8 protein-coding genes are annotated in these 13,262 nt (G+C 74.5%); 5 read left to right on the top strand and 3 right to left on the bottom strand.

Annotation, left to right across the window (positions count from 1 at the left end):
* Positions 1 to 172 precede the first annotated feature (172 nt).
* On the top strand, positions 173 to 2,509 hold the full coding sequence (locus tag ACFYMO_RS13155; protein WP_388546163.1) for an asparagine synthase-related protein: 2,337 nt from the start codon (positions 173 to 175) through the stop codon (positions 2,507 to 2,509).
* Positions 2,510 to 2,824: 315 nt separating this feature from the next.
* Positions 2,825 to 3,538 carry a hypothetical protein gene (locus tag ACFYMO_RS13160; protein WP_388546166.1) on the top strand — a complete coding sequence of 238 codons (714 nt, stop codon included), beginning with the start codon at positions 2,825 to 2,827 and terminating at the stop codon, positions 3,536 to 3,538.
* 151 nt (positions 3,539 to 3,689) lie between these two features.
* Here the strand turns inward: ACFYMO_RS13160 and ACFYMO_RS13165 are convergent, their stop codons facing one another.
* Positions 3,690 to 5,264 (bottom strand): sigma-70 family RNA polymerase sigma factor, encoded by a 1,575-nt coding sequence (locus ACFYMO_RS13165; protein WP_388546169.1) that lies wholly within the window; start codon positions 5,262 to 5,264, stop codon positions 3,690 to 3,692.
* 463 nt (positions 5,265 to 5,727) lie between these two features.
* A complete protein-coding gene (locus ACFYMO_RS13170) occupies positions 5,728 to 6,567 on the bottom strand; it encodes a helix-turn-helix domain-containing protein (RefSeq protein ID WP_366773244.1) in 840 nt (279 codons plus the stop codon).
* A 410-nt stretch (positions 6,568 to 6,977) separates the two neighbouring features.
* Here ACFYMO_RS13170 and ACFYMO_RS13175 point away from each other — a divergent pair, with 410 nt between their 5' ends.
* Together ACFYMO_RS13175 and ACFYMO_RS13180 are read left to right on the top strand one after the other, a co-directional pair.
* A complete protein-coding gene (locus tag ACFYMO_RS13175; RefSeq protein WP_366773313.1) occupies positions 6,978 to 8,426 on the top strand; it encodes an FAD-dependent oxidoreductase in 1,449 nt (482 codons plus the stop codon).
* Between the two features lie 138 nt (positions 8,427 to 8,564).
* Positions 8,565 to 10,625: a SpoIIE family protein phosphatase gene (locus ACFYMO_RS13180; protein ID WP_366773243.1), complete on the top strand. Its 2,061-nt coding sequence runs from the start codon at positions 8,565 to 8,567 to the stop codon at positions 10,623 to 10,625.
* A 151-nt stretch (positions 10,626 to 10,776) separates the two neighbouring features.
* Here the strand turns inward: ACFYMO_RS13180 and ACFYMO_RS13185 are convergent, their stop codons facing one another.
* Complete coding sequence (locus tag ACFYMO_RS13185) at positions 10,777 to 12,108, bottom strand: MFS transporter (RefSeq protein ID WP_388546173.1); 1,332 nt, start codon at positions 12,106 to 12,108, stop codon at positions 10,777 to 10,779.
* A gap of 125 nt (positions 12,109 to 12,233) precedes the next feature.
* Here ACFYMO_RS13185 and ACFYMO_RS13190 point away from each other — a divergent pair, with 125 nt between their 5' ends.
* Positions 12,234 to 12,770 (top strand): MarR family transcriptional regulator, encoded by a 537-nt coding sequence (locus ACFYMO_RS13190; RefSeq protein ID WP_366773241.1) that lies wholly within the window; start codon positions 12,234 to 12,236, stop codon positions 12,768 to 12,770.
* Positions 12,771 to 13,262 lie beyond the last annotated feature (492 nt).

Here is a 13,262-nt window from a genome sequence, read left to right on the forward strand (position 1 = left end):
GCCGCCCGCGCGCCACTCTCATGGCACCATGGCCGCAACGGCAGCGGCTGCCCCGGCAGCAACGGCAGCGGCTTCTCCGACGCAGGGCATCCGCACCAGGTGTCCCGCGCGGTGAGGCGAGGGCGCCCGCGCGGTGGGGCACACAGCGGAGTGACGCGAAAGCAGGGCGGCGATGCGTTGGTTGGTGGGGTGGAGCAGTGCCGCGGCAACCTCCGACGGCCGCCGCGGTCCCGTCCGCACCACCAACGGCCGTGACAGGCACGGCTCCACCGGGTCCGGCCCGTACGACTCCGCGGGTGCCGACTCGTACGGCTCCCCGGGCCCCGGCCCGTACGACCCCGCCGGAGCTGCCCCGCACGCCGCGCACGTACCCGACGGAGAGGACGGCGCCCTCCGGCCCGTCGGCGCCCAAGTGCTCTGGGGCGGCCCCGATCCGCTGTGGGCCGTCGGCGACTGGCGGCCCGACGAGATCCGCGTCGTCGAGTCCGAGCCGGGCAACCGGCTCGCGGTACTGGGCTGCTGCGGCGCCGACGACGACGAACTGCGGCTCGGGCTGATCGCCGCACGCGGCGGAGCGTTCCGCCACCTGACCGCGTGGCCCGGCAGCTACACCGCCGTCGCCTCCGTGGGCCGCCGCATCACGGTGGCCGCCGACCTCGCGGGCGCCCGGCCCGTCTTCCACGCGCCCTGGGCCGGAGGGACCGCCTACGCGACAGCCGCCCTCCCGCTCGCCGACCTGATCGAGGCCGAACTGGACTTCGGCGAACTCGCCGTCCGGCTGGCCTGCCCGGAAGCCCCCGAGGCGCTCGGCGACGGCACCCCCTTCCGCGGCGTACGCAGAGTCCCACCGGGGCACGCGCTGATCGTCCGGGACGGCGGCAGCCGCGAGATCGCCGGCTACGAGGCCTCCGGTTCGCTGGTCGTCGGCGCCCCGCCCGTCGACCCGGAGACCGCGGTCGCCGGCGTGCGGGACGCGCTCGTGGACGCCGTACGCGTCCGGCTCACCGCACCCCGCCACGCCGCCGAACACGACACCGACGTACGCGATCCGGGCCCGGTGCCCGGCATGGGCCCCGCCGACCGGCAGCGGGCACGCGGCGGCCCCGCCCCCGGAGTCGGCGCCGACCTGTCCGGAGGACCCGCCTCCGGCACCCTGGCCCTGCTCGCCGCCGGGCTGCCCGGCACGCCGGGCACCGTCCTGGGCTCGGGTGCGGCCGGAGCGGGGGAGCGGCTGCTGGCCGTCACCTTCAACGACCTCACCCTGGCGAACCGCACCGCCGACCCGCACGACACCGCAGGCACCGACAGCCATCTCGCCGAGCTGGAGCGGGCGCACAGCATCGCGGAGAACCCCCGGCTGCGGCACGTCGTGGTGACCGGCGGCCAGGAGGCGCTGCCCTACGCGGACCTGACCGGCGGCCCCCTCACCGACGAGCCGGGCCCCTCGCTGGTGACCGCGGAGCGCCACCGCGGCCGGCTCTCCGCGGGCAGCTCGGACCACTTCCTCGGCTCCGGCGCCCGCCACGTCGTCGACGCGCACCCGGCGCGGCTGGCCGACCTGCTGCTGGACCGGCGCCGCCGCCATCTGCTGCGGCCCGTCGCCGCGCTGGCCCGCGCCGAGGGGCAGAGCGGCGGGCAGGCCGCGGGCCGCTCCCTGCTGGTGCCCGTCACCATCTACCGCGCGGCGCGCAGGCTGGCCCGTACCTCCTACCGCGACGGGGTGACGGAGGCGGCGGCGCTGCTGCGCGACAGCACGTTCACCGCCGCCGCCTTCGCGCCGTACCCCGAGGGCGGCGAGAGCGCCGTGGACGCCTCCGTCGCCGCACTCACCTGGTGCCGCCCCGGACCGGCCGCGCGCTGGCTCACCGGCGAGGCCCTGGCGGAGGTCTCGCTGCGGCTGGAGGGCGCGGCGCAGGCCCGCCCGTCCGTCGAACGCCCCGGCGAACGACGGGCCCGGGCCGCACTCACCCGCGCCGCCGCCGACCACCGGGTCCTCGAACAGGCGGTGGAGATCCGCGGACAGCGGCTGCACGCCCCCTTCTTCGACAACCAAGTCGTCCGTGCGGCGCGGGAACTGCCCGAAGCGCTCCGGGTGCGCCCGGAGGCACGCGGTTCCATACTGCGGGCCGCACTCGCGGGCGCGGGCGTGCACGAACTCCCGCCCGGCTGGGGCGCCCCCACCCACGCCACACACCATGCCGCCCTGCGCGCGGGGGTGCGGCTGGCCGCCGGCCAACTGCTGGAACTCTTCCGGGCGCCGCTGCTGGCCGAGGCCGGACTGGTGGAGGCCCGGGTCGTACGCCAGGCCGTCCAGCGGGTCGCGCGCGGCGAGCAGTTGCCCGTGGAAGGCATCGCGGACCTGGTCTCCACGGAGCTGTGGCTGGGCCGGCTGCTGGCCCGACGCGGTACCTGCTGGACGGGGTCGGCCGCACCCCGCCACCGCGCCGCGGCGGCGGGCGTCCACCCGGACGGCCGCTACGAACGGATCCTCCCGCCCACCGGCGCGTGACGCCTCTCCCCGGCCACCGGCCTCTCGCCGACCTGGGGGTTGCGCCCGCCGCCCGCCGCGGGGTCACGTTCCGCTCGGTGTCTGCGGGGTGACGACGTCCGGCAACTGCCGTGAGCGACAGGAGCGGCAGACTCTCGATCCCAGCCTCCGACCGCAGCGGCCCCGGTGGGCCGCGAGCCGGTTCGGCGATCGGCACCACGGCCCCGGACGGTCCTGCCGGGAGCGGGACGCCGCACGGAAACTGCCTCCGGCGGTTCGGCCCCGACAGGGACAATGGGGCCGTGCGGTATCTGATCCTGGGGGCGAGCGAAGCGCGTGGAGGCCGGACGGCCTCTTCCGCTGGGCGGGCAGCGACTGCGTGCGCTGCTCGCCGCCCACGCGGAGGAGCGCGACCCGGAGGAGGACACCCTCTACCGGGAGCTGCAACTGCTGGACTACTTCCTGCTGTCCGAGCACCACACCCAGACGCTGCTCTCCGATCCCCACCACCGGGCCGTCGCCGAGGAACTGGTCGCCACCTTCAGGAAACCGGGACCGGCCGCCACCCGCTTCCCCGGCATCTTCTGGCCCTTCACCGGCCACCTCGCCGACGGCAGCAGGGCCGTGGCCCCGCTGACGGACCTGGCCGTCGCCAATTGCCGCCGCCACAGCGAGCCGTGGGGACTGGCCGTGGCACTCCTCTTCCGTGCCCACGCGCGGATCGACCGCCCGGGCGGGCTGTCCCTCACCCACGACGACCTGCCCGAGATCGGCTCCCTCGCCGCGAGCACCGGCGACCGCTGGCTGCTGGCCAGCTGTGCGGACTGCGTGCGGAGAACGCCCTCCAGGAGGGGCGCTACGACGACGCCCGGGCGGACTTCGAGACCGCGCTGCGGTACGCGGAACACCTCGGTGCCCTCACCGAGGTGCCGCTGCTGCTCGCCCGCATCGCCGACGTGTGGTTCCGCCGTGGCGACACCGGTCAGGCCGACCGGCTGGCACGCCGCGCCGTCGCGGAGGCCGAACGCCTCGGCATCAGAGACGCGCTGACGCTCGGTGTCTTCCTCCGCGCGGTCGCCGCCACCGAGGCCGGGGACCTCGTCTCGGCCCGGGTGCTCCACGGGCAGGCCGAGGAGCACGCCGCGGCCGGTTCGCCGCCCGCGAGCGTTCCCGAACTCCGCCTCGACCGCACCGTCCGCGCCTACTCCCCAGCCGGTGGCACGGCCGCCCGCCGCCTGCCGCTGACCGGTGCCCGGGCCGTCGCGCGGTTGGCCGAGCTGTGCGGCCAGTTCGGCGCCGACAGCTCCACGGAGACGGCGCCGCCCACCGTCGCGGGGTGACGTTTCACCACCAGCCGCACCGTGCGGTCGCCGGTGCCGGAACTGAGCGTCACCGTGTCCCGCGTGATCTCGACGACGTGCCGAGCGGGCGGTGCGGGCGGCGGCACCGGACGGGGCGGGCCGGGACGCGGAGGCGCCGGGGCGGGCTCCGGGGGCGGTGTCCGGCGCGGCGGCTCCGGCCGCTTGCCGGGCTCGGTCGCGGGAGCCGGCGCCGGGCTCGTCGCGGGGCGCGGCTCCTCCGCCTCCTTCCTCGGCGGCGCCGGATCGGGCGCGGCAGCTTCTGGTCCCGGCTTGCCGGGCCGCGGCGCCGGGCCGGGCTTCCGCGGCGACTCGCTCGGCTCACCGGGCCTGCCGGGGGCGGCGGTCGGTGCGGGGTGCCGAGCCTCCGGCTTCCCGGAGGGCTCGTCGGCGCCGCCGCTCAGCGCGTACGCGAGCACCGCGCCGGCGGCCGCCACCACCCCCAGCCCGATGCCGGCCTTCGCCGGGACGCCGAGCCCCTCGGAGGCCGCACCGCCCGCACCGGCACCTCCGCTGCCGCCCGCCGCGGCGCCGCTGCCTGCCGCAGCGCCGCTGCCCGCTGCCGCTCCGCCGGCCGCCGCGCCGCCTGCCGTCGGCGCACCGGTGCCGAGCAGCGCGCCGAACGCCTGGGCGCCGCCCGTCGTCCCGAACCAGCCGACCAGAGCCACCGGCACCAGCAGCCTGATGTGCTCGTTCAGGTCCCGGACCTCCGACGCCGCCTGGCGGCAGGCCGGGCACTCTTCCAAGTGCCGGGCCAGTCCGCGCTCGGCCCGCATCCGCAGCCCACCGCGCGCATAGGCGCCCAGCCGGTCCGCGTACCGCGCGCACTCTCCGCCCTCGGTCGTCAGCGCCTGGCTCACATGGGCCTGCAGATAGGCCTGCTTGAGGTGCTCCCGCGCCCGGTGGGCCGCCGTCGCCGTGGCGCCGCGGGACTTGCCCAGCAGCGGTGCCACCTCCTGCGGCGGCACACCCTCGACGGCCGTGTGCCACAGCAGCATCCGGTCGTACTCGGACAGGCTGCGGAACGCCCGGACGATCAGCCTCTGCTCCGCCTCCCGCATCGCGCGCACCTCGGCACCGGGCGCCAGCGTCTCGCCCTCGTCGGCCGCGGTGCCGGCCGCCGCCTGCGCGAATGCCGCGAAGTCGTCCACCAGCCGCTCGCGCCGCCGGGTCCGTGCCCAGTCCGCCGCCACCCGCCGTACGGAGGCGAGGAGATAGGCGCGGACCGACGCCTCGGGCCCCTTGCCGCCGCGCACGGCCTGCAACGTGCGCGCGAAGACCTCGCCCGTGAGGTCCTCCGCGGTGTCCGCGTCCCGGCAGCAGGTCCGGGCGTAGCGGCGCACCGGCTCGGCGTGCCGCCGGTACAGCTCCTCGTATGCCCTGTCGTCGCCTTCCCGCATCCGGGCGAGCAGTTCCACGTCGGAGACACCGCGACCGCTGTGCCCGCTCCGTACACCGCGCTCGGTACCGCGGGGCGGGCGGCCGGCATCGCAGCGGTTTCCGTGGTCCTCCGAGCGGCCGGGCCGCCGCCGCTGCTCGGGCACCTGGCGCCCGGCGGCCTTCCCGGGCCGCCCCAGTGCGGGGTCCGGGCCGGACCTTCCGGGCCTCTGCTCCCTGTCACCACCCATAGCCGCGACTTCCGTACTCGCCCTGCGTGCTGACCATCGCGTCAGAGTGGCACAGCCCCGGCGGACCGGAACCCGACAAGCAGACCAACCACTCGTTCGGGTTGTTCCGTACGGTTCTGCGAATGCCGAGGCGGACCGTCAGCCGTCCGCGGCCCCCGGGCAGTCCGACAGCCCTCGAACAGCGCGCCGGCCGACGCCCGCCGAGAAGCGGTGCGCCGGACGGCAGGTTGCTCAGCGCCCAGTCAGTGCCCGATCAGCGCACGCTGCGGGAGCGCAGCCCCTCCAGCAGGATGTCCAGCAGCCGGGTCGAGGCAGCGGCCTGCTGCGCCGCGTCCGGCAGCGACGGCGCGGCGGTCGCTATCACCAGCAGCACATCGCCGACGGTCACGTCCGGACGCAGCTCGCCCGCCGCCCGCGCCCGCTCGACCAACTGCCCGACGACCTGGAGCAGCTCGGCCGCCCCGGGATCGTCCTCCAGCCCGTCGTACGCCGCCCCCGAACCGCCCTCGGCGGTCACCGCTGCGGCCGGAGCACGCTCCACCAGCCGCAGCTCCGGGTGGCCGCCCTCGGCACGGGCCGGCGCCTCCGCGGACTCGCCCGGCGCCGATGTGCGCTGCGGAGGCACCCGCAGCGCGCTCTCGGCCCGGCCTTCGGCCCGGAGTATCCGGGGCGGCAGCAGCCGTCCGGCCCCGGAGGCGACCGAAGTACGCAGGAAGCGGGAGAGCGCCGACCAGGGTTCCTCCTCCTGGCCCAGCGCAGCCCGCGCCTGTTCGGTCAACCGTGCTGTCTCTTCCTCGGCTATCCGCCTGACCAGTACGTCCTTGCTCGGGAAACGGCGGTAGACCGTCCCGACCCCCACCCGTGCCCGGCGTGCGACGTCCTCCATCGGCGCGCCGTAGCCCAGCTCGCCGAAGACCTCGCGCGCCGCGCGCAGTACGTGCTCCAGATTCCGCTGTGCGTCCACCCGCAGCGGAGCGGTCCGCCGCGCGGCCGCGGTCGCGGTGGCGTGTGCGGTGGCCTGGCCCTCCGTGACGGTCGGGACAGCGGTCGGCGCCGCCCCCGCACGAGAGCCGTGCATACCCTGAATGCGCATCGTTGTTCCCCCGGTAAATCCCTGTCTCCCCCCGGAGACCCCCGCGTCCGCGGGGCCGGGATACGGCGCACTGGTCCAGAGGCCGCACCCGCTGGGGTACGAACATAGTTGAGCCCACCCCGAGAGAGAAGAGGGCGTCCGGGCACGGCCCTCCGACAGCCGGACCCCGGTATCGGCCGTACTCCGGCCCGACCCCCTGCCCACCTGCTCGATACCCCTCGTGACCTGCGCGGACCGTACCCCCTACGGCATCAGCCGTACCACGGGCGCCCGGCGCGCCCTGGTCACATGATTGACGTGTCCTGTGGACAAACGAGGGGCCGAGGGTGCGTCATGGTCAGGTGACGAAGGCCACGAAGGAACCTGCGGAACCCGCGCGCATCCTCGTCGTCGGCGGCGGCTACGTCGGCATGTACACGGCTCTGCGCCTCCAGCGCAGACTCAAGCAGCGCCTCAAGCACGCCGCCGGCGTGGTCGAGGCCGCCGCGCCGGACGCACCGGACGCCCTGGGCACCCCGGGCGCGCCCGTCGCCTCGTCACTGGAGTCCGCCGCCGGGGTCATCATCACGATCCTCGACCCCGACCCGTATATGACGTACCAGCCGTTCCTGCCCGAAGCCGCGGCCGGATCGATCTCCCCCCGGCACGTCGTCGTCCCGCTGCGCCGGGTACTGCCGGACTGCCAGGTCATCGTCGGCGAGGCGCGCACCATCGACCACGCACGCCGTGTCGCGCACATCAGCACACTCGCCACGGCGGAGGCCGACGCCGCCCGTGCGGCCCCCGGGGAGCACCCCGAGCCGCGGACCCTCGAACTGCCCTACACCGAACTCGTGCTGGCACCCGGATCCGTCTCCCGCACGCTCCCGGTGCCCGGCCTGGCCGAGCACGGCATCGGATTCAAGACCGTCGAGGAGGCCATCGGCCTCCGCAACCACGTGCTCGAACAGCTCGACATCGCCTCCTCCACCCGGGACCCCGCCCTCCGGGACGCCGCCCTCACCTTCGTCTTCGTCGGCGGCGGCTACGCAGGCGTCGAGGCGCTGGCCGAACTGGAGGACATGGCCCGCTACGCCTGCCGCTACTACCACAACATCACCGCCGACGACCTGCGCTTCCTGCTGGTGGAGGCCAGCGACCGGATCCTGCCCGAGGTCGGAGCCGAGATGGGCGGGTACGCGCTGCGCGAGCTGCGTGCCCGCAACATCGACGTCCGCCTGGAGACCCGCCTGGACTCGTGCGAGAACAGGGTCGCCGTCCTCAGCGACGGCTCCCGCCACCCCGCGCGCACCCTGGTGTGGACGGCCGGCGTCAAACCCCACCCCCTGCTGGCCCGCACCGGACTGCCGGTCACCGAGCGCGGCAAGCTCAAGTGCGCGGCCACCCTGCGCGTCGAGGGAACCGAGCACGCCTGGTCGGCCGGCGACGCCGCGGCCGTCCCCGACCTCACCGCCGACACGGAGCCGGCGGACGGCGCGGGGCCCCCGCTGTGTGCCCCCAACGCGCAGCACGCCGTCCGGCAGGCCCGCAGCCTGGCCGACAACCTCGCGGCGGTGAGCGAAGGCCGGGAACCCACCCCCTACCGGCACTCCTACGCCGGATCCGTCGCCTCCCTCGGGCTGCACAAGGGCGTCGCCCACGTGTACGGACGGAAACTCAAGGGCTACCCTGCCTGGTTCATGCACCGCGCCTACCACCTCAGCCGGGTGCCGACCTTCAACCGGAAGGCACGGGTGCTGGCGGAATGGGTACTCTCCGGCCTGTTCAAGAGGGAGATCGTCTCCCTCGGCTCGCTGGAGCACCCCCGTGCCGAGTTCGAATCCGCGGCGGGCACCGTACGGCGCCCCGACGAGAGCTGAGGGTTCCACCGGCCCGGTGGGCCACACTGGACATGTGACCATGGGTGGGCCCGCGCCTGCGAAGCGTGACCCCGAAGCGGTCCGGAGCGACCGAGCGAACACCGCGAACACCGCGAACCACACAAGGAATCGGACGACGTGAACTTCACGCGCTGGAGCGCCCGACTGCCCGGCACACAGCGGCGCACCGCAGCCGCCCAGGCCGCGATAAAGGCGCGAGCGCGGTCGGCCGGGACCTCCGGCAGCGGCTCGGACGACGGCAACGGGACCACCCGCCGCGGCGGTGCAGCCGGCGGCACCGGGGACGGGGAGGCGGAAGCGGTCGGCGGCGAACCGCCGACCGGCCCGACCGCCGCTCCCGCGGCCGCCCCGCCCGCCAACTCCGGCTCCGGCCGCCCGGCGCCGCCCGACCGGACGGCGCCGGGCCGGGCGGCCCACCCGCACGACGACGTCCCCGACAACCCCACCGTCCCCGCGGCCCGCAGTCGCCCGCCCGCCGAGGCCGAAGCGGGCTCCCCCGCCGACCCCGGCGCGGAGACCGCGCCGGACTCCGCGCCGGACCCCGTATCCGGTCCGGGGCGGGAAGCCGCTCCCGGGACCGGCGCCGGAGCAGATGCCGGAGGAGACGCCGAGGCGGGCACCGGGACCGCGTCCGACGAGGCGGGGTGGCAGCGCAGACGGGCCATCGACGCGCTCCCGGTACGCGCCCTGCTCGGGGAGGTCCCGGCGCTGGCTGCCGTCGTGCACGGCCCCGAACATCGCATCGCCTTCGTCAACGACGCCTACAGCCGTGTCTTCGGACCCCGCCCCACCGGGGCGGCGGCCCGCGAGGCCCTGCCCGAACTGGTCGAACTCGGCCTGCTCCCGCTGATGGACCAGGTCCGGCGCAGCGGTCGGCCGCGTACGGTCAAATCCCGTCGCGTCCCGCCGCAGCGGGTCGTGCCCGGCGGCAGACGGCGCCCCGGCTACTACACCTTCACCTGCACCCCGATCAGCACCTCGGGCGACAGCGGAGTGCTCATCTTCGCCGCGGACGTCACCGACCAGGTGGAGGCCGCGGAGCGGCTGCGCGCCAGCGAACGCCGCCAGCGCGAGGCCGCTGTCACCCTCCAGCGCAGCCTGCTGCCCCAGGAATTGGAGCAGCCTGACGACCTGCGCGTCGCCGCCACCTATCAGCCCGGCGGAACGGACGCCGCCGTCGGCGGCGACTGGTACGACGTCATCACCCTCGGCGCCGGCCGCACCGCGCTCGTCATCGGCGACGTCATGGGCCGGGGAGTACGCGCCGCCGCCGTCATGGGCCAGCTCCGCACAGCGGTCCGCGCCTACGCGCGGCTCGATCTGCCGCCGCACGAGATCCTGCAACTCCTCGACGGACTCGCCGCCGAGATCGACGCCTCCCAGATCGCCACCTGCGTCTACGCCGTCCACGACCCCAACGAGGGCTGCCTCAGCTATGCCTCCGCCGGACACGTGCCCATCCTGGTGCGGGACGCGGACGGCACCGTCCTGCGGGCCACCGAGCACACCGGTCCGCCGCTGGGCACCGGCGGCTGGCTGCACACCTCCGGCAGCCTGCCGCTGCCGGAGGGCGCCACCGCCGTCCTCTACACCGACGGCCTGATCGAACGCCGGGACGCCGACATCGACGAGGGCGTGGCCGCACTCGAACACGCCTTCGCAGGCGCCACCGGCTCCCCCGACATCGTCTGCGACCGACTGCTGCGCGCCCTGGGCATCACCGAGGACCACGACGACGACGTGGCGCTCCTCGTCTTCCAGCACCCCGCACGGACCGGCCCCGACGCCGAGCTGTTCCACAACGCGGCGCTCGACCTGCTCGGCGGCACCGAAGCGGCCCCGCGCGCCCGCGCCTTCGCCTCCGGTGTCCTGGCCTCCTGGCGCTTCCCCACCGAACTCCGCGACCTCGGCGTCCTGGCGGCCAGCGAACTGGTCGCCAACTCCCTCCAGCACGGCACCCCGCCCATGCGACTGCTGCTGCGCCGCACCGACCGCCGCCTGATCATCGAGGTCACCGACGGCGACGACCACCTACCGCGCCGCTGCCGCGCCGAACCGGCCGACGAGGCCGGGCGCGGCATCTCGATCATCGCGACGATCACCTCGGCATGGGGGAGCCGCCGCACTCCGGGCGGCGGCAAGTCCGTGTGGTGCGAGTTCGCCCTGCCCGGCAGGTAGTGCATACGGCGGACAGGCGCCTACGGCCGGAGGGCGGGGCAGACGGACGGCCGGACGGGACCCGGCGGCCGGGGCCCCGGGGTCGGCTCTCCGTCGCCAGGCTCCCGCCCCGCGGGCCGGCCGCCCCCGAAGCGCCGCGCACCGCGGAACCTCAGCAGGCAGCCCCGACGGACTGCTCCTCGGCGACCGGGCGGGTGGACTCCCCGCGCGCCACGATGACCGAACCGGGCCGGTCCTCGCGATCGCTGAGCCGCCGTCCCAGCACCAGCGCCAGCCCGGCGACGCCCAGGCAGCACAGCACCAGCACCACGATGTACGCCGACCAGGCACCCGCCGCGGCGAGCGCCCCGCCCACGGCAGGGCCCACGGCCAGCGCCAACTGCTTCACCAGCGCGAAAGCGGAGTTGTACTGGCCCACCAGACGCGCCGGAGCCAGATCCGCGACCAGCGGCGCCACCGTGGGCGACAGCATGGTCTCGCCGATCCCGAACAGCGCGTAGGTGCCGATGAGCAGCGCGGTGGCCACCGCCTGCGCCCCGTGCACAAGCCCGGACGCCCCCGCGGCCAACCACGCGACCGTCCAGATCAGGCCTACCAGAGCCACGACCCGGCTGCGCCGCCGCCGCTCCACGAGCCGCAGCACCACGAACTGGGCCAGCACGATCATCGCCGTGTTGGCAGCCAGCGCGATCCCCAGCGTGGACGTCGAGATCCGGGTGACCTCCACCGCGTACGCCGACAGCCCCGACTCGAACTGCCCGTAGCACCCGAAGAAGATCACGAACCCCAGGACGCACAGCAGCATCATCGACCGGTCCCGCAGCAGCACGCCCCATCCCGAGCCCCGCGCGCCGGCAGCCTCGGCGCCTTCCTCGGCCGCCCCGGCCGCCGGGCGGCTCATCCGCACCGTCACCAGCACCGCGAGCAGCACCAGGAACATAGTCGCCTCGATGACGAACAACAGGGTGAAGCTCGCCGGGTCGTGCTCGTCGACGAGTATTCCGCCCAGCAGCCCGCCGACCCCGAGCCCGAGGTTGTTGAGGAAGAACTGGGTGGCGAAGGCGTGCGAGCGGGACCCCGGCGTCGAGCACCACACGATCATCGTCGCGAGCGCGGGCTGCAGCACGGCGATCCCGGCACCCATCACGGCGGAGGCGACCAGCACGGCAGCAGCACTGGTCGACAGGCCGAAGCCCAGTGCGCCCAGCGCGGCCGAAACGGCACCGACGACGACCATCACCATGGGGCCGCTCCGGTCGATGACGCGCCCGGTGAAGGGCAGCACGAGCAGCGCGGCGGCGGCGAACGCGGCGAGCACCGCGCCCGCCGTACCGTCGCCGAGCTCCCGCACCCGTGCGACATAGACGAAGAGGAACGGCACCGTGAAGCCGTTCCCGAACGCTGCCAGCGCGTTTCCGAGCTGGATCCGCCGCAGCGCGGCGGCCTTCGCCGAGGACGCCGAGGAGACAGCCGTGGTCAACACTCACCTACCTGAGTCGAGGAGGGACAAGGAGTACAGCTACGAAGACTTCGAAGCTAAAGTTCGATCCTAAAGAATACACAGCGCAAGTGTTTAGAGCGAATGAGTTGCCGTGCGATACTGCGCACATGCCGGACCGACAACCGACGCTCGACGAGCAGATCGCCATCTACCAGCGGGAGTACCGCGAGCTCGACCCCCAGGTGGAGAAGGTGGTCAACGCACTGAGCAGGCTGGACCGCAGGATGAGCGTGGCCTACGGGCGCCAGCTCGCGACGCTCGGTCTCAGCAGCCCGGAGTGGGAGGTCCTCAAGGAGCTCGTCATGGCCGGCAGCCCCTACCAGCTCTGGCCCGGCACCATCGCCAGACGGCTCGGCCTCACCCCGGCCGCGATGACGCACCGCATCGACCGGATGCTCACCCAGGACCTCGTCACCCGTGAGCGTGACCCGGACAACCGGGTCCGGGTCATCATCGGCCTCACTGACACCGGCCGGGAGAAGTGGCTCGAGGTCATGCGCATGGCCTCGGTCTTCGAGGAGGAACTCCTCCAGGACCTCGCCACCGAGGAGCGGGTACAGCTGGGTGACCTCCTCACCCGCCTCCTGCGCCGCGTCGAGCACGCCCAGCCCGACGCCGGCGGCCGTCTCAACGACCTCGACTGACGGCCGGTGCCGCCGGGAGGACCCTCCGGCCCGTGGACTGCCGGACGTCCGGAGGGAGTTGGTCCGCCACCGACGGCATCCAGGTCCCGGCCTGACGCCGTTTGACACCGCCACAAGTGATCCGTAAGGTTCCTCGGGTTGTCAGCGGCCGGTCACGGCTTCTGGTGACACTTCCCGCCGTTCCGGCGGATCCTCTACTACTGAGCACTCTCCCTTTGCGGGGGTCTGTTCGTCGTGCCTTGGCATGGTGAATTGCTTTCGTGGTTCGGCTCGATTTGGAGCCGGGCGGGGAAAGGCTCTAAAGTAGCGGTCAGCCGGAAGGCGCCCCGCCGACAGGGGAATCCGATTCGGAAGACGGCACGGAAACGGGCCGGAAAACGGATCTGATAGAGTCGGAGACACCGAAAGGGCAAACGTCCGGAGAAACCAGTGAGATGGTTTCGAAGGAAGCGTCCGTTCCTTGAGAACTCAACAGCGTGCCAAAAGTCAACG

It is taken from the genome of Streptomyces sp. NPDC007025 (assembly GCF_042869455.1).
In the GTDB taxonomy this organism is placed as follows: domain Bacteria; phylum Actinomycetota; class Actinomycetes; order Streptomycetales; family Streptomycetaceae; genus Streptomyces.